The organism is Kitasatospora sp. NPDC090308 (assembly GCF_044769485.1).
Taxonomy (GTDB): Bacteria; Actinomycetota; Actinomycetes; order Streptomycetales; family Streptomycetaceae; genus Kitasatospora; species Kitasatospora fiedleri.
The window spans coordinates 141,133-157,926 of record NZ_JBIVXY010000006.1 but is presented as its reverse complement, the minus strand read 5'-3'; the positions used below and the strand labels follow the sequence as shown (position 1 = coordinate 157,926).

General features: G+C 74.8%; 13 protein-coding genes, 1 tRNA gene and 1 riboswitch. Of the genes, 6 read left to right on the top strand and 8 right to left on the bottom strand.

The window, feature by feature from the left end; translation table 11 throughout:
• The first annotated feature begins 35 nt into the window (after positions 1-35).
• Positions 36-857, top strand: a complete 822-nt coding sequence (locus ACIQVD_RS16640) for an RNA polymerase sigma factor (protein ID WP_402289776.1) — start codon at positions 36-38, stop codon at positions 855-857.
• Positions 854-2,134 carry a hypothetical protein gene (locus ACIQVD_RS16635; protein ID WP_402289773.1) on the top strand — a complete coding sequence of 427 codons (1,281 nt, stop codon included), beginning with the start codon at positions 854-856 and terminating at the stop codon, positions 2,132-2,134. Before ACIQVD_RS16640 ends, ACIQVD_RS16635 begins: the two co-directional genes overlap by 4 nt.
• Before the next feature lie 83 nt (positions 2,135-2,217).
• Here ACIQVD_RS16635 and ACIQVD_RS16630 read toward each other — a convergent pair whose 3' ends face one another.
• Together ACIQVD_RS16630 and ACIQVD_RS16625 are read right to left on the bottom strand one after the other, a co-directional pair.
• On the bottom strand, positions 2,218-3,705 hold the full coding sequence (locus ACIQVD_RS16630; protein WP_402289770.1) for an aminopeptidase P family protein: 1,488 nt from the start codon (positions 3,703-3,705) through the stop codon (positions 2,218-2,220).
• Positions 3,706-3,872: 167 nt separating this feature from the next.
• Positions 3,873-5,369 (bottom strand): PP2C family protein-serine/threonine phosphatase, encoded by a 1,497-nt coding sequence (locus ACIQVD_RS16625; RefSeq protein WP_402289767.1) that lies wholly within the window; start codon positions 5,367-5,369, stop codon positions 3,873-3,875.
• A gap of 395 nt (positions 5,370-5,764) precedes the next feature.
• Here ACIQVD_RS16625 and ACIQVD_RS16620 point away from each other — a divergent pair, with 395 nt between their 5' ends.
• The gene (locus tag ACIQVD_RS16620) at positions 5,765-6,427 is read left to right on the top strand and encodes a bifunctional DNA primase/polymerase (protein ID WP_402289765.1); all 663 of its coding nucleotides are present in this window, start codon (positions 5,765-5,767) and stop codon (positions 6,425-6,427) included.
• A 250-nt stretch (positions 6,428-6,677) separates the two neighbouring features.
• Here ACIQVD_RS16620 and ACIQVD_RS16615 read toward each other — a convergent pair whose 3' ends face one another.
• From ACIQVD_RS16615 to ACIQVD_RS16600, 4 genes are all read right to left on the bottom strand, one after another.
• On the bottom strand, positions 6,678-7,655 hold the full coding sequence (locus ACIQVD_RS16615; RefSeq protein ID WP_402289762.1) for a DUF5926 family protein: 978 nt from the start codon (positions 7,653-7,655) through the stop codon (positions 6,678-6,680).
• Positions 7,656-7,729: 74 nt separating this feature from the next.
• Positions 7,730-8,293 (bottom strand): ATP-binding protein, encoded by a 564-nt coding sequence (locus tag ACIQVD_RS16610; protein ID WP_402290072.1) that lies wholly within the window; start codon positions 8,291-8,293, stop codon positions 7,730-7,732.
• A gap of 260 nt (positions 8,294-8,553) precedes the next feature.
• Positions 8,554-9,438: a glycerophosphodiester phosphodiesterase gene (locus tag ACIQVD_RS16605; protein ID WP_402289759.1), complete on the bottom strand. Its 885-nt coding sequence runs from the start codon at positions 9,436-9,438 to the stop codon at positions 8,554-8,556.
• A gap of 145 nt (positions 9,439-9,583) precedes the next feature.
• Positions 9,584-10,240 (bottom strand): TetR/AcrR family transcriptional regulator, encoded by a 657-nt coding sequence (locus tag ACIQVD_RS16600; protein ID WP_402289757.1) that lies wholly within the window; start codon positions 10,238-10,240, stop codon positions 9,584-9,586.
• Between the two features lie 249 nt (positions 10,241-10,489).
• Between ACIQVD_RS16600 and ACIQVD_RS16595 the strand changes: the two genes are divergently transcribed.
• Positions 10,490-11,521, top strand: coding sequence for a medium chain dehydrogenase/reductase family protein (locus ACIQVD_RS16595; RefSeq protein ID WP_402289755.1), 1,032 nt, complete (start codon positions 10,490-10,492; stop codon positions 11,519-11,521).
• Positions 11,522-11,608: 87 nt separating this feature from the next.
• Here ACIQVD_RS16595 and ACIQVD_RS16590 read toward each other — a convergent pair whose 3' ends face one another.
• Positions 11,609-12,961 carry a purine-cytosine permease family protein gene (locus ACIQVD_RS16590; RefSeq protein WP_400683401.1) on the bottom strand — a complete coding sequence of 451 codons (1,353 nt, stop codon included), beginning with the start codon at positions 12,959-12,961 and terminating at the stop codon, positions 11,609-11,611.
• 14 nt (positions 12,962-12,975) lie between these two features.
• Positions 12,976-13,127: riboswitch (TPP riboswitch) on the bottom strand.
• A 243-nt stretch (positions 13,128-13,370) separates the two neighbouring features.
• On the opposite strand from ACIQVD_RS16590, the gene ACIQVD_RS16585 reads away from it, so the two are divergent.
• Both ACIQVD_RS16585 and ACIQVD_RS16580 read left to right on the top strand, forming a co-directional pair.
• Entirely contained in the window at positions 13,371-15,086 is a 1,716-nt protein-coding gene (locus ACIQVD_RS16585) for a S1C family serine protease (protein ID WP_402289752.1), read from the top strand.
• Positions 15,087-15,165: 79 nt separating this feature from the next.
• Positions 15,166-15,251 (top strand) — tRNA-Ser (locus ACIQVD_RS16580).
• Between the two features lie 103 nt (positions 15,252-15,354).
• Here ACIQVD_RS16580 and xerC read toward each other — a convergent pair.
• Complete coding sequence (gene xerC / locus ACIQVD_RS16575) at positions 15,355-16,767, bottom strand: tyrosine recombinase XerC (RefSeq protein WP_402289750.1); 1,413 nt, start codon at positions 16,765-16,767, stop codon at positions 15,355-15,357.
• Positions 16,768-16,794 lie beyond the last annotated feature (27 nt).

Sequence of the window (16,794 nt, the reverse complement as noted above, 5' to 3'; positions counted from 1 at the left end):
CCCCGCCGCCTCCGAGGGGGGAACGGAACACCACGATGTCGATCGCGATCCTGCCGCCGATCGGCCGCCCGACGCGCGGCCTGCTGGGCACCCTGCTGCGCGCCCTGCCCGGCACCGCGCTGCCCGGGAACGCCTTGCCCGGCACCGCGCTGCCCGGTAAGACCCTGACCGGCACCGCGCTGTTCGGCGTCCGCGAGCCCGCCGCGGAACCGCCCGCCGGGAGCGCCGGGAGCGCCGGGACCGCCGGGACCGCTGCGGAGCCCACCGCCCAGCCGCCCGCCGGGACCGCTGCCGAAGCCGCCGCCGGCCCGGCGGCCGAGCCGCCCGCGCTCCGCGCGCTGCCCGGCGGCCGGAGCGGCGCCGACCGCGAACGGCCCACCCTCACCGAGCTCTACCACGTCCAGCGGCTCCCCCTGGTCCGGCTGGCGGTCCTGCTGGTCGACCACCAGGACGTCGCCGAGGACGTCGTCCAGGACGCCTTCACCGAGCTGTACCGCAAGTACGGCGAGCGGATGGACGACCTCGACAACGCCCTCGGCTACCTGCGGACCTCGGTGGTCAACGGCGCCCGCTCGGTGCTCCGCCGCCGCCGCACCGCCCGCGCCTACGTCCCGCCGCACGAGGCGGACGAGCCGTCCGCCGAGGACCGCGCGGTGCTCAACGACGAGCACCGCCGGGTGCTCGCCGCGCTCCGCGAACTCACCGCCCGGCAGCGCGAGGTGCTGGTGCTGCGCTACTGGTCGGACCTGTCCGAGACGCAGATCGCCGAAACCCTCGGGCTGGCCCGGGGCACCGTGAAGTCCACCGCCAGCCGGGCCCTGGACGCCCTGGAGCGACACCTGGAGAAAGCCGGATGAGCACCAGCGACAAGGACCGCACCCCCGAACGGCCGGTCGAGCAGCTGCTGCGCGCCGCGCTCGCGGCCCGGGCCGCCCAGGTCACCCCCCAGGGCCTGCGCCCCGCCGAGCCGCCCCGCCGCAGACCCCGCCACCTGCGGCCGGTGCTGATGGTCGCCCTCCCGCTGGCCCTGGCCGCCGCGCTGACCGGCTGGCTGAGCCTGCGCACCGACCGGCCGGTGGCCCGCCCCGCCCCCGCCCCGGCGGCCGGGGTCAGCGCCTCCCCGGAACCGTCCCCCGCACCCAGCGCCCCGGCCGCGCCGTCCGCCGGCACCGTCGACCAGGGGGCCGCCCCGCCGGCCGGCCGGCACCGGGTCTTCCACGGCGTCGGCTTCACCCTCCCGGCGGGCTGGACCGTCCCCGACCAGGACCCGGCCGACGGCCTCTGCCTGCTCAGCCCGGGTAGCCCCACCCAGCAGCCCGGCGACTGTCTGCCGTACGGGGTGCGGCTGGTCTCCGCGGGCGGCGGCCGGGACGGCACCGCCTGGCCCACCGAGTACGGGCTCGACGCGGAGGACGGTTGGAAGGGCCTGGGGCGCTGCCCGGTCTGGGGCCACCCCGGCGAGCTGACGGGGGCCGCCGGGCCGCAACGGGCCGCCGACCGGAAGGTGGTGACGCTCGGCGGCCGGGTCGCCCGGCAGGTCACCTGGCACGTCGACTGCGGCAACGGCAGCGCCTTCGACGCCACCGTGTGGGGCTTCCACGCGGAACAGGTCTACCTGGTCGCGGCCGGGCTGGCGGACGACTACCGGGACGCCCTGACCGAGCTGGCGCAGAGCCTCGACATCGGCGCGCTCACCCCGGACGCCGGCCGGCCGCACCCCAACGACGTCAAGGTCGACGTCTCGCTGCCGCAGGTGCTCGACACCCGGCGGCAGCCCGGCTTCCAGCAGCCCTTCACCATCACCTACACCGACTTCGGCGCCGTCCCCTACACCGTGCAGCCGGAGCTGCGGCTGACCGCCGACCCCGGGCTGTACCACGGCGCCGCCGCGGACCTGGTCGCCGAGCGGCTCGACGGGGAGCGCTGGACGAAGCTGCCGGGCCTCGCCGCGGACGCGTCCGGCTCCGGGGCCGCCGCGGCCTTCACGCTGGCCCCGGGCGAGAGCCGCACCGTCCGCTACCGGCTGACCTTCGCCGGCGAGGACGACTCCGGCCCGCTGTCGGTGACCGGGGCGGCCGTCGCCGCCGGGCCGGGCGACGTGGGGACGCAGAGCTTCGACGTGCTGCTGCCCTGACCGGCTGCTGCCCTGACCGGGCCGGGAACGACGGTGCCCCGCCGGGGAGTTCCGGCGGGGCACCGTCGCAGGGCGGCGGGGCGTCAGGAGGTCAGCGAGGCCATCCAGGACTCGACCTCGTCGGCCTGCCGGGGCAGGCCGGCGGAGAGGTTCTCGTTGCCGTCGGCGGTGACCAGGATGTCGTCCTCGATCCGGACGCCGATGCCGCGGTACTCCTCGGGGACGGTCAGGTCGTCGGCCTGGAAGTACAGGCCGGGCTCGACGGTCAGCACCACGCCCGGCTCCAGCACCGCGTCCACGTAGTCCTCCCGGCGGGCGTGCGCGCAGTCGTGCACGTCCAGGCCGAGCATGTGGCCGGTGCCGTGCAGCGTCCAGCGGCGCTGCAGGCCGAGTTCCAGGACCTTCTCCAGGTCGTACACCGAGGCGTCGATCAGGCCCCACTCCAGCAGGCGGGCGGCGAGCACCCGCTGCGCGGCGTCGTGGAAGTCGCGGAACCGCCCGCCCGGCTTCACCGCGGCGATGCCGGCCTCCTGGGCCTCGTACACCGCGTCGTAGATCTTCCGCTGGAGCGGGCCGAACCGGCCGTTGACCGGCAGGGTGCGGGTGACGTCGGCGGTGTAGAGGGTGTGGGTCTCCACGCCCGCGTCCAGCAGCAGCAGCTCGCCGGGGCGCACGTCGCCGTCGTTGCGCACCCAGTGCAGGGTGGTGGCGTGCGGGCCGGCCGCGGCGATCGTGCCGTAGCCGACGTCGTTGCCCTCGACCCGGGCGCGGCGCCAGAAGGTGCCCTCGATCCAGCGCTCGGAGGTGGCCACGGCCCGGTCCAGCTCGCGCACCACGTCGGTGAAGCCCCTGACGGTGGCGTCGCAGGCGGCGCGCAGCTCGCCGATCTCCCACGCGTCCTTGACCAGGCGCAGCCCGGACAGGAAGACCTTCAGCTCGTCGTCCTTCGCCTCGTCGAGCTGCTCGGCGAGGGCGGCCTCCAGGGCCGCGTCGTAGCCGCGCACGATCCGGGTCGGCACGGTGACGGCGGCCAGCTCCTCGGCGGCCGTGCGGACGTCCCGCACCGGCAGGCCGTACAGCTGCTCGGACTCGGCCAGCGAGTGGCGGCGGCCGACCCACAGCTCGCCCTGGCCGCTCAGCCAGAACTCGCCGTTCTCCCGGTCGGAGCGCGGCAGCAGGTACAGCGCGAACGCGTGGCCGCCCTCGACCGGCTCGCCGACCAGGACGGCGTCCTCGGTCCGGTTGCCGGTCAGGTGCACGTACTCGCTGGCGGCGCGGAAGGCGTACTCGGTGTCGTTGGCGCGGGTGCGCAGGTTGCCCGCCGGGACGACCAGGCGCTCGCCCGGGAAGGCGGCGGAGAGCTTGGCGCGGCGCTCGGCCGCGTACGGGGCCTGGACGTCCGGCTCCAGCCCGCGCAGCTCGGTGTCCGCCCAGCCGGTGCGCATGGACGCGGCCAGTTCGTCGGAGATCCCGTCGTACAGGCCGTTCTTGCGGCTCTTGACCGGCTCCTCCTCGCCCTCTGCGGACCCCTCGGGGTTCTCGGCCACCGCCGGGCTGTGGTCCTCGGTCACTACGTCGCCTCCTCGCGCGCGCTACCGCCCGCCCGTCCCCGGGTCGCGGGGCGTGCGGGCGGATGTCGCCCCCATCGTACGTAGGGCCGTTCGAACGGAGGAAGGGCGTCCGCTCCGCGGTTCCCGCCGGTAGGTCCGGGTGCCAGGGTCCGGCCCGGTCGGGCGGGCTACTCGAAGCGGGCCGCCAGCAGCACCAGGTCGTCGCCGCCGGGCTCCCCGCCGCCGGCCTGCTCCAGCAGGTGGGCGCAGAGCCGGTCCGGGTCGAGCCGGACGTCGCGCGGGGCGTCGGCGGCGGCCCGGCGCAGCGCGCTCTGCCCGGCGTGCAGGTTCGGGGCGAAGCGGCGGGCCAGGCCCTCGGTGTACAGCACCAGCACGTCGCCGCGCTCCGCGGTGAGCTCCACCCCGGGGGCCTCCCAGCAGCTGAGCATGCCCAGCGGAGCGGAGAGCGAGGTCTCCACGAAGTTCGCGCCGTACCGGGTGAGCAGCACCGGCGGACAGTTGGCGGCCCCGGCCAGCGCGATCCGGCGCTCGGCCGGGTCGACGCAGGCGTAGACGGCGGTGGCGGAGCGGGTCGGCTCGGTGGTCTTCAGCAGCAGTTCCAGGTCGCCGAGCACCGAGACCGGGTCCTCGCCCTCCAGCACCGCGTAGGCGCGCAGCGCGGACCGCACCCGGCCCATCGCGGCGGCCGCGTCGGCACCCGCCCCCGGGCCGGCGCCCGGGCCGCCGCCGAGCACGCTGCCCACGGTCAGGCCGACGGTGTCGTCGGGCAGCGCGACCGCGTCGTACCAGTCGCTGTTCGCGGCCCGCTCCAGCGCGGCGGGCACGCAGCGGGCCGCCACCTTCAGACCGGCGAGGGTCGGCAGGTGGCCGGGCAGCAGCGAGCGGCGCAGCGTCTCGGCGGCGCGCACCGCCCGGTCCGCCTCCAGCTGGCGGGCCAGCAGCGGGGCGGCGAACTCGCAGTAGCGGCGCGCCAGGTGCTCGCGGCGCTCGTCGGGGCTGCCCGGCTCGTCGTAGAACCAGGCGGCGGCGCCGAGCGCGCCCGCCGGGCCGGTGGCCAGCGGCAGCGCGTAGCAGGCGCCGAGGCCGAGCTGCTCGGCGACCTCGCGGAAGCGGGGGCCGACCGCGGGGTCGGCGGCCAGGTCGGCGATCAGCAGCCGGCCGTCCGGGCCGGGGTGGCCGAGCAGCCCGGCGAACGGGCCGTGCTCGACCGGGACGGTCTCCAGCGCGCCGAGCATCGCCCGGTCCAGGCCGAGCCCGACCGGTCGGGCCGGCTGGCGGTCCGCGCCGGGCGGCAGCGTCACCACCAGGCCGCGGCGGGCGCCGAGCAGGGCCGCGCCGGAGTCCAGCAGCGCGTCGAGGGTGCCGGTGAGGCCGTCGGCCCGGGCCAGCAGTTCCAGGTGCTCCTGGAGGCTGGTGAAATCGGACAGCCATCCGGCCAAACGGTCCTGCAGGTCGGCGGAGGGCACCTCGCCGAACTCCGGCAGCAGCGCCTGGTCGACGGCGTCCGCCGGGGCGGCCGCCTGCCGTGGACCGGCGGCGCGCGCCTGGTCGACGGCCTGCACCGGGCCGACCGCCGGTGCCCCCGGGGCCGCCGGAGCGGTCGGGGCGGGCGGCAGTGCGGTGGCGGCGGGCGCCGGGGACGTCAACGGGTGGACGTCGGTCATGTCGCAACTCCCCACAATCCGGAACGTGTCACGCAGGACCACCGAGACCGACCGAAATGATGTCTTTACTCACTACTCGGCATGTTTCCCCCACTTGTACACAGGCCGATCGGGGCATGTCCAGGAGTGCGGGGCCGAACGTGCCAGGGATCGTATGCGCAGGCCGCCGGGGTGCCACCCGGGGCCGCGCGCACTCACTCGTACGGTGGAACCGGGGCCCGCCCGGCCGCGTCCATCCGGACGTATGGGGGATTCTCGTTCCAGCAGCGGGTAGCCGAGACGCACACGTACCGGCACGCGTACCGCCCGCACCCCGACCACGCCGATCCGAACGATCAGAAGATCGCACCGACCGTGCCGTGCGCCCCGATGGACGCGGAAAGGAACGAGCCGCCATGCGCCCACCCCGCCGAGAGCTGCTGCCGGAGCGCGTCGGCCGGTGGTGGCCGGGCCGCCGGAGCCGTTCACTGGCGCTCGCCGCCGCCCTGCGGGCCGCCGAGGGGTGCGGCTGGCCCGTGCTGCCGGGCGCCCGGGCGCTGCGCGGGGCGCCGGGCCCGTGCTCGTGCGCCGACCGGTCCTGCGTGGTGCCCGGCGGCCACCCGGACGACCCGCCGCTGGAGGCGGCCACCACCGATCCGCGGATGGTGCGCTGGTGGTGGGAGCGCCGGGCGCCGGGCGCCCCGGTGCTGGCGGCGACCGGGCGGGCGCTGGGCGCGGTGAGCCTGCCGCGGCCGGCCGGGCCGTGGCTGCTGCGGCACCTGGACGAGATCGGCGTCCCGTACGGGCCGGTGCTCGGCACGCCGGACCGGTTCGTGCTGCTGACCGCGCCGTACACGCTGCCGGAACTGGGCGGGCTGCTGGCCGAACGGCCCTGGGTGCCGGGCGCGCTGCGCTACCACGGGCCGGGCGGCTACCTGGTGCTGCCGCCGTCCCGGACGGGGGCGGGCCCGGTGCACTGGGTGCGCCGGCCGGGGCCGGGGCGGCCCTGGCTGCCGGAGGTCGGGACGCTGCTGGGCGGGATGATCACGGCCAGCGCGGTGGCGCTGCCGCAGCCCTGACCGGCTTTTTTGATGATGTCCCGTCAGTTAGGCTGTGCGGTACGGCCCGGAACGAGAAATGTCCGACCGCTGGCGACGGGGGATGCACCAGCGGTCGGACTGTTCAAACAGTAACAAAGATCCGGCTCCGCGCCAATTTGTCCACGCGGAAAGGACTTTGACGGCGGCGGAAATGTGACCCGGGTCACTTCCGGGTCACTTCCGGGGCACGTCCAGGTCGCTCCGGGGGCCGCTGCCTGGGCGCTTCCGGTCAGTTCAGGGTGATCTGACGGCTCACCAGGTTGGCCCGGGCCCGGCGCTCCTCCGCGGTCAGCGGCGCGGGCGCGGCCAGCACCGCGGCCAGCTTCCCGGCGAACTCCACGGACGGCTTCTCCACGTCGGACGCGGTCATCTCCAGCGGCAGGTCCCACACCGGGACGGTCAGGCCGTGCGCCCGGAACGACCCCACCAGCTTGGTGCCCTCGCCCAGCGAGCTGTCGCCGGCCGCCGACAGCCGGGCCAGCGCGTCCAGCAGCTGCTCCTCGGGGACGTCCATCACCCAGCGCAGGTGGTTCTTGTCCGGGGTGCCGCACCAGTACGCGGAGTCCACCCCGGCCAGCTTCTCGGTCGGGATCGCGGAGGCGTTGGCCCGCTCCAGCGAGGCCGCCACCTCGCCGGTCGCCGCCTCGGCGTCCTCCAGCCAGAACTCGAAGCCGGTGTGCACCTCGGGGACGAACGCCGCCGTGGTGTCCAGCAGTTCCTGGAGGCGGCGGCCGCCCGGGGTGGTCCGGCGGGCCGGCACCGGGGTGCCCGGCTCGGTGGCCAGCGCCAGCTCCAGGGCGTCCGCCAGGTCGCGGCTCAGGTCACCGGAGGAGGACTGGGTCTGCAGGCCCAGCAGGATCGACCCGTCCGGACGGCGCAGCGCCGGCCAGGCCAGCGGCAGCACCGTCGCCAGCGTCACCGACGGGACCTCGCCGACGGCCTCCTGCGCCACCCCGGCGGCCAGCGTCAGCGGCACCGTGGCGGCCGGGACCAGCTCGCGCAGGGCCACCCAGTCGGCCTCGCCCGGCAGGCCCTCGAACGGGCGGTGCACCAACTCCTGCACCGCGTGCGCCGCCTGGCGGCCGTGGCAGGCCTTGTACCGGCGGCCCGAGCCGCACGGGCACGCCTCGCGCGCCCCGACGACCGGGACCTCGCCCTCGACGGCGGTGGACTGGCTGGGCTGCTTCTTCGCGGCCTTCTTGGCCATGGTGCGGCTCTCCCGGAGACGTCGGACGTTGCACCGGGCAGCCTACTTCGCCGGGAACCGACCGCCCGGGCCGCTCAGGCGCTCCGCCGCCGCCCGCCGCCCGCGACCTGCCCGAACGCCGACAGCTGGGCCCACACCGTCACCTGACCGGGTGCGTGCCGCACCCCCCAGTCCTGCGCCAGCTCGCCCACGATGCTCAGGCCCCGGCCGCCGCGTGCCGTCACCGAGGGCCGGGCCGGGATCGGCCGGGTGCTCGCCCCGCCGTCCGTCACCTCCAGGGTCAGCAGGCCGTCGCCGCGCATCTGCCAACTCACCAGCACCGTACCGCTCTCCGCGGCCTCCCCGGCGGCCTCCCCGGCGGCGGCGCCGGTGCCCCCGGCGGTGCCTCCGGTGGTGCCCCCGACGGCGCCATCGGCGGTGTCCGGGACCGGTTCCAGCGGTCTCGCGTGCCGACAGGAATTGCTGAGCAGTTCGGAGAGGATCAACACCGCGTCGTCAATCACCGCTTCCGGTAGCGACCGGTCGCCGAGATCGCCGCGCAGCCTGCGCCGCGCGGCCGAAACGCTGGCCGGACCGTGCGGAACCGCCATGGCCGATGAGGTCGACCCGGCCTGAACTGGCACAGCTCGCGCCACCATCAACGCCACCCCCGGACCTCCTTCAGCTTCTGCCGAGGGATGGATGCCCGCAGGTAATGCGTCGGAAACGGGCGTTCGACGATCCGATGCCGGTATTAACGACATCCGCACGGACAGTGGGCAAAAGGTGAGGTGGGCCTCACGTTCCGTTGTGACGATCTGTGGGAAACACGTCCGGAAATACCCCGTTCGGTATTTCTGTCACGCGATTGGCGGCGGGGTGCCACCTGCCCGGGGCCTGGGCCTGGGCCGGGGGTGGCTCAGCGGCCGAGTTGGGCGAGCACCTCGGCCGGGCGGTTGGTGATCAGCGCCTCCACGCCCAGTTCCAGGCAGAGTTCGACGTCCTCCGGCCGGTCCACCGTCCACACGTGCACCCGGTGCCCGGCCCGGCGCAGCGCCGTCACCAGACCCGGGTCGCGCCGGACCAGCTCGATGCCCGGGCCGGCGATCGCCGCGCCGCCCGGCAGCGACCTGGTCCGGCCCAGCACCGGCAGCCGGCGCTCCCACAGGTACACCCGGGGCACCGCCGGGGCGGCCCGCCGGAGCCGGTGCAGGGCCAGCTCGGAGAAGCTCATCACCCGCACCGCGGACTCGACCGGGCCTGTCGGGCCTGCCGGGCCGGTCGCGCCTGCCGCGCCTGCCGCGCCTGTCGGGCCTGCCGGGGCGGCCGGGTTGGCCGGGAGCAGCCCGAACCGGCCCAGCATCCGCAGCAGTTCGGCCTCCACCCGGCCCGCGTACCGCACCGGGTGCTTGGTCTCGATCGCCAGCTCCACCCGCCGCCCGGCGTCCGCGACCAGCTCCAGCAGCCGCTCCAGGGTGAGCACCGGGCTGGGCTCCGGCCGCTCCGGGTGCTTCCACGAGCCGAAGTCCAGCGCGGACAGCTGAGCCAGCGTCATCGCCGACACCACGCCCTGCCCGTCCGAGGTCCGGCCCACCGTGCGGTCGTGCACGCACACCAACTGCCCGTCGGCGGTGACCCGGACGTCGCACTCCAGCCCGTCCGCACCCTCCTCCAGCGCCCGTCGGTAGGCCGCCTCGGTGTGCTCCGGCAGGGCTGCGGAGGAGCCCCGGTGGGCGATCACCTTCACGGCGGTGCGGTCGATCGGAACGGCGGGCGAACCGGCCGTGCTGTGCTGGGTGTCCACGTGAACCACCGTACGCGGCACCGGATGGCGGCCCTCCTCCGGCACGGCGACGGGCGGGTGAACAACCGGCCGCCGACGGGTGGTGCGGTGCGGGGCGGGGGCGTGCGGGGCGGTGCAGGGGCGGGGGCGTGCGGGGCCGGGTGGGTCAGCGCGGTCCGGCGAGGGACTCCGCCTCGGCGGTGTAGAGCAGCTCGGCGTCGAGCTCCATGCCGGTGAAGTGCCCGGCCAGCTCCAGCGAGAGCACGCCGTGCAGCCTGGTCCAGAACGCCAGCGCCCGGCGCAGCGCGTGGGACGGGGCCGGGTGGTCGCCGGCCCAGGCGTGGTGGTGCGCCAGGTGCGTGTAGAGGCGGGCGTCGGCCTGGCTCGGGTCGACCGCCGGGGTCTGGTGCCGGACGGCGGCGTCCAGCAGCGCGGTCATGATCGAGGAGGCGATGGCGGTGGTCTCCGACGGCGCGTGGTAGCCGGGGACGGGGGTGCCGTACAGCAGGAAGTAGCGCTGCGGGTCGGCCAGCGCCCACCGCCGCAGGGCGCCCGCCAGCTCAGGCAGGTCGGCGCCCGCCTCGGCCGGCCCGCGCAGGGACTGTTCGAGGCTGCGGTAGGCGTCGATGATCAGCTCGGTGATCAGCTCGTCGCGGTTGGCGAAGTAGCGGTAGAGCGCCGGTCCGCTCATGCCCATCCGCTTGGCGATCGCGTTCAGCGAGAGCGCGGAGGCACCGGCCTCGGCGATCTGCTCGCGGGCGTGCCGCTTGACCTCCTCGCGGACCTGGGCGCGGTAGCGCTCCCGGGGGGTGCCGGTCTCCATGGGGTTCCTCTCGTTCGGTGGGTGGTGGGTGGTGGGCGGTGGCCGGGGCGTACGTTCCGCGACCCTCGTTCGGCGCTCCGGGCTCCGTGCTCCGTGCACCGTGCCCGTGTTCTGCGGCCGGGTTTCACCCTGTCCGTTTGGTTAGACCCTATCGCGTTTGCTGTTGACTCTCGCGGAAGCGTGGTGCTACAACGTTTCTTGTTAGAGGTTATAACTCAAGTAACTACCACTATCGAAAGTGAGAGCACCATGCGAAGCGAGCAGCTCGTCGAGATCGTCCTGCCCGGCGTCGTCGAGCCGGAGGGCCTGGAGGTCCGCCGCTCCGCGCTGCCGGAGCCCGGCCCCGGGCAGGTGCTGGTCGCGGTCGAAGCCACCGGCGTGTCCTTCGCCGAGCAGCAGATGCGTCGCGGCCGCTACTACGACCAGCCGCCGTTCCCGTTCGTCCCGGGCTACGACCTGGTCGGCACGGTGTCGGCCACCGGTCCCGGCACCGACCCGGGGCTGGTCGGCCGCCGGGTCGCGGCCCTGGTCAAGACCGGCGGCTGGGCCAGCCACGTCCTGCTCGACCCGGCCGACACCGTCGACGTCCCGGCCGGCCTGGAGCCCGCCGCGGCCGAGACCGCGGTCGTCAACGGCATCACCGCCTGGCAGCTGCTGCACCGCCACGCCCGGGTCCGTTCCGGGCAGACCGTCCTGGTGCACGGCGCGGGCGGCGGCGTCGGCCAGCTGCTGGCCCAACTCGCGCTGGCCGCCGGGGCCCGGGTGATCGGCACCGCCTCCGCCCGGCACCACGACGCGCTGCGCGCCCTGGGCGTCACCCCCGTCGACTACCGCACCGGCGACGTCCCGGCCCAGGTCCGCCGCCTCGCCCCCGGCGGGGTCGACGCCGTCTTCGACCACGTCGGCGGCCGCAGCGTCCTCGACTCCTGGCGGCTGCTCGCCCCCGGCGGCACCCTGGTGGCCTACGGCAGCGCCGCCACCCGCGACGACACCGGTTCCAAGCAGTGGCCGGTGCTCAAGGTCCTCGCCCGCACCTGGTGGTGGAACGCTTTGCCGAACGGCCGCCGCGCGCACTTCTACAACATCTGGGCCGGCCGCTCCCTGCGCCCCGCCCGCTTCCGGGCCCGGCTGCGCGCCGACCTCACCGCCGTCCTGGACGCCCTGCGGCGCGGCGACCTCACCGCGCCGCTCGCCGCCCGCCTCCCGCTCACCGCCGCCGCCGAGGCCCTGCGCCTGGCCGAGTCCGGCACCGTCACCGGCAAGGTGGTGCTGGTCCCCTGACCGCTCCCGGACGCACCACGCCGCCCCGGCCCCGGCAGATCCGGTCCGACCCCGGCAGGTCCGGCCCCGGCAGGTCCGGCCCGGGCGTCAGCCCCGCGGCTCCGCCGCCGCCCGCGGGCGCTCCAGCGCGGTCACCGCGAGGGTGGCCAGTGCCGCCACCAGGAAGGAGAACAGCGAGGCCGAGGACCACGCCGCCGGGGTGAAGTGCACCAGCTGCTGGAGGTCCTCCCACCGGCCGGTCCACCAGCCGCCGATCTTCGACGGGGCCAGGAACTGGTACACCGCGAAGCCCACCACCCACGGCAGCAGCATCACCCAGCGCGCCGGGGCGTCCTGCGCCGTGTTCCAGCCGCGCCGGCCCGCGCCCAGGAAGTAGTCCACCGCCAGCACCGCGAACAGCGGCACGAACACCGAGCCGATCAGGCCCAGGAACCCGTAGTACGAGTCGGTGAACTCCTTGATCCGCAGCGCCAGCACCGTCACCAGCACGCCGATCCCGCCGGTCAGCACCCGGCGGTCCACCCGCGGCCACAGGTTGTGGATCGACATCGCCGTCGAGTACACGTTCGCGAACGACTGGTCGGTCTCCCGCAGCACCAGCACCAGCAGGAACGCCCAGCCCGCCGCCACGCCGGTGAACGACTCGAAGATCCGGTTCGCGTCGCCGCCGGACTGCAGCAGCGCCACCACGCCCAGCACGTAGCACCAGACCTGGGCCACCGTGTAGCCGGAGAACGTCCCCCAGAACGCCTTCGCCGAGCTGCGCGCGTGCCGGGTGTAGTCCGCGGCCAGCGGCACGAAGGAGATCGACACCGCGATCACCGCGTCCGTCGCGCCCAGGAAGCCGTCCCAGTTGCCCGCGCCCGGGTCCGGGAAGCCCGTCCGGGCGAACTGCACCGTGAAGTAGACCATCGCCACGCCCACCGCGACCGCCACGTACTTGCGCAGCACCGCGATCGCGCCCAGCGGCCAGATCGTCAGCACCGTGGTCAGCACGCCCGCCAGCAGCACGAACAGCCAGCGCCAGCCCTCGGTGCCGGAGACGGTCTGCGCGCCCCAGGCGATCACCGTCAGCTCGTACACGCCCCAGCCGACGCACTGCACGATGTTCAGCACCGTCGGCACGTACGACAGCCGGGTGCCGAACAGTCCGCGCAGCACCGCCATCGCCGGGGCACCCGTTCGGGCGCCCACCAGGGCGGCCACCGCCAGCATCGCGGTGCCGATCGCGGTGCCCGCGAGGATCGCCGTCACCGCGGCGGTGAACCCCAGCTCGTGGCCCGGCTCGCCGAGCACGGTCGCGGCGCTGGTGAAGCCGATCAGGCTGACCCCGAGGTTGGCCCACAGCGCGAACAGCGCCCGGAAGTCCAGGGTGCGCGGCGGGGCGGTGTCGAGGGTGAGCGGGGCCTCGGACCGCGCCTCGGCGGCACGGTCGGACATCTGGGCAGACGGAACAGCCGTCATGGCCGATACTCCCTACGCCGGCATTACCCGGACAGGTTCCGGCGGTCAGCGCCCCCTCGCCCGTGGTGGCGTCACCGCCATGCCCTACGGTCGAACCGGCGCACTCTCAGCCTGGCTGGTCCAAGCTCCCGCGACGTTCTTCGGTTTACAGGAGCGACAGGCTAGCCTCCGGGCGGGGGAACGCCAAGACCGGGGGGACGGGCGTCCGCACCGCGGGACCATTGATGTGCATGTCAGAGCCGCCTAAGGCTTCTCATCATTTCTTCAGGGGCCCGCTTACGGTGTCCGAATCCGGTATAGGAAAAACTGTGCACCGAGGTTGCGAGCCGTGCCCCCAGCGCCGCGGTTCGCGACCGAAGGTTCTGTTCAGCGATGGAGGTCGTCCGTGAGCACCGAGCACGCGAGTGGTACCACCCCGCCGGAGAAGGCCGCCGAGCCCGCCGGCACCGAGGCGGTGGCCGCCGGCTCCGGTACGCCCGCCCCCGCACCCGCCCCCGCCTACCTGGACGCCCCGCCGCCGGTGCTGCCCCAGGCCCCGGGCCAGGCCCCGGCTCCCGCCCCGGTCGAGCAGACCATCCAGCTCGGCAAGGTGCCCGACGCGCCGCAGGCCGCCGCCCCGGCCGTCCCGGCCGCGCCCGCCGTCCCGGTGGACGCGCCGCCGCCGTTCCAGAACCCGTACGGGACGGTCGCCGAGCCGGTCAGCCCGTACGGCCGGCCGGACGAGGCGCAGACCGCGGTCAACCCGGCCGTCGCCCCCGTGCCGCTGCTCCAGGAGGCGCCGGGTGCCCCGGGCGCTCCGGGTGGCCCGGGTGCGCCCGGCGACCCCGGTGCGCCGCAGCACTCGCAGCACCCGTTCGGCGCCGGCCACCCGGTCGGCGGCTGGGGGCACCCGTCCGGCGGCGACACCGCGGGCGGCGCGGGCGGGCCCGGCGCGCCGTGGGGGGCGCCGCAGCCCGGCGCCGGCGGCCCCGGCAAGCGCAAGCGCGGCTCGCTGATCGCCCTGGTCGCGGCCGTCGCCCTGGTGGCGGGCCTGGCGGGCGGTGCGATCGGCGCGTCCGTCGCCGACAACGGCAAGAACGGCGGCGGCTCCAGCGCCAGCCGCAACAGCACCACCGTGGCGGTCGGCAACACCCACCAGAACCTCGACCGGGCCCCCGACTCGGTCGCCGGGATCGCCGCGAAGGCGCTGCCGTCCACCGTCACCATCAAGGCCGAGGGCTCCAGCGAGTCCGGCACCGGCACCGGTTTCGTCTTCGACACCGAGGGCCACATCCTGACCAACAACCACGTGGTCGCCCCCGCCGCCAACGGCGGCAAGCTCACCGTCAAGTTCTCCGACGGCTCCTCGTACAGCGCCTCGGTGGTCGGCCGCGCCGAGGGCTACGACGTCGCGGTGGTCCGGCTCGACAACCCGCCGACCGACAAGCTCACCCCGCTGCCGCTCGGCGACTCCGACAAGGTCGCCATCGGCGACGCCACCATCGCCATCGGCGCCCCCTACGGCCTGGAGGGCACCGTCACCACCGGCATCATCTCGGCCAAGGACCGCCCGGTGGCCTCCGGCGACGAGACCGGCGCCCAGGCGTCCTACATGAATGCCCTGCAGACCGACGCCTCGATCAACCCGGGCAACTCCGGCGGCCCGCTGCTCGACGCCTCCGGCTCGGTGATCGGCATCAACTCGGCGATCCAGTCCAACACCAGCGGCAACGGCCGGGCCGGCTCCATCGGCCTCGGCTTCGCCATCCCGATCAACCAGGCCAAGTGGGTCGCCCAGACCCTGATCAAGGACGGCACCCCCGTCTACGCGATCCTCGGCGTCCTGCGCAACGACTCCTACACCGGCGACGGCGCCCAGATCGCCACCGCCGCCGTCCAGGGCACCCCCGCCGTCACCCCCGGCGGCCCCGCCGACCAGGCCGGCCTCAAGGCGGGCGACGTCATCACCAAGCTCGGCGGCATCGCCATCGACAGCGGCCCGACCCTGGTCAGCGAAATCTGGACGCACAAGCCCGGCGAGAAGGTCGACGTCGAGTACAAGCGCGACGGCAAGGCCGCCAAGACCACCGTCACCCTCGGCGAACGCAAGGGCGACAACTGACCCCCGCCCCCGAAACGGTGTGCACCCCAAAACGGTGTGCACCCCACCGGCCCCGACCCGTTAGGCTGGCCTCCGCCGAGGAGGGTTGCCCGAGCGGCCTAAGGGACCAGTCTTGAAAACTGTCGTGGCTTCGCGCCACCGTGGGTTCAAATCCCACACCCTCCGCGCAGGTGGGTGAAACCCCAGCTCAGGGCGGGTACCGGAACTTCTCCGGTACCCGCCCTGAGTCGTTCTGTGCCGGGCTGTCCCACCGCTGTGCCGCCTCCGGTCAGTGTTCGTGGGCCAGCCGTGGGCCGGATTCGAGCCCGTACTCCGTGCTCAGGAACTTCTCGATCAGCTCGTTGGCCTGCTCCCGCCGGCCGTTGAGCACCTTGGCGTAGAAGTGGAACAGCACCGCCACGCTGTGGCCGGCCCGGTACGCCACCTCGGCCGGGTCGACGCCCGAGACGATCCAGCCGGACACGCAGGTCGCCCGTAGCTTGCCTGCGGTCTCGGCCAACGGGGTGTCCACCTGCTGCGGCGTCAGGACCAGCTCCCGGGCCTCCTTCCACACGTCCGAGTACTCCTTAGTGGACACCAGCCCGCCGGTCGCCGACTGGAACAGCCGCCCGTCCAGCCCGAGCCCGAACTCCTCGATGTGCCCGCGCAGCCGCTGCACGTAGATCGGCGGGATCGGCACCGTCCGGGTGGAGTTCCGGGCACGGTGCTTCAACCCGCGCTCTTCGTAGGTCTTGCCGTCGTCCGTCCACCGCGACCCGACCCGTGGCGAGGTCTTCGCCAGCACGGCCGACCCCCAGCCCTCGGCCGGCAGGTGGCAGTCCTCCTTCCGCAGGTTCACCGCCTCGGACGGGCGGGTGGCGATCCAGTTGGTCGCACCGTACAGCGTCGCCATGTGCCGGCCGCGGACGCCGAGCGTCGCCGTGGCGTCGACCAGCTCCCGCGCCTGGCGGGGGCCCGGGACGTAGCGCCAGTCGATCTCGGAGTCGGTCTCCGGCGGCGACCAGTCGATGAAGGTCAGCGGGTTTGCGGGGAAGAACCGCCGCTCCACCGCGTAGCGCAGGGCGCCGCTGAAGGTGGAGTACTTCCGGCGGATCGTGTTGTCCGCCGCCCGGGTGCCGTCCAGCTTCAACGTGATGGCGGTGAGCGCCTCCCGGATCACGTCCGACTCGTCCAACCGGGAGATAGGCAGCGACCGCTCGGCGATCCACTCCAGCGCCGCGGCGATGTCGGGCGGCGGTTCGCCCTTCTGCGGCGAGAGGTTGAACGCCCAGCAGCTCAGCGCCCGCCGCAGCACCCGGGCTGGCGGGCCGCCGCGGGGGTCCGTGACCAGCGCGGGCGTGAGCGTCGCCAGGCCGTCGGCCCGGGCTGAGCGCTCCTTGGCGGAGTCGTCCGGCCACTTCATCGAGACGTGCTTCACCGCGTGACCGAACCAGGTCTCCTCCGGCGGCGCGTCCTTCGCTCGCAGAGCCTCCAGCTCGGAGACCGGGAGGCCGGTCTCCTCGTCGAACTGCTCGCCGTTCTTCATCGCCGTCTTCAGCTCGGACAACCGGCCGATGGCCAGCGTCTTCGTGACGTAGCTCTTCGAGTGCCCCTCGGACCCGACCTTCCAACGGAGTTCGAACGGGCGCCGACGCCCCTCACGCTTGCGGATCGTGTAGAGGCGGACGTCGTAGGTCAGCAACAGGTACTCCTGAGCGGGGCCCCGGCA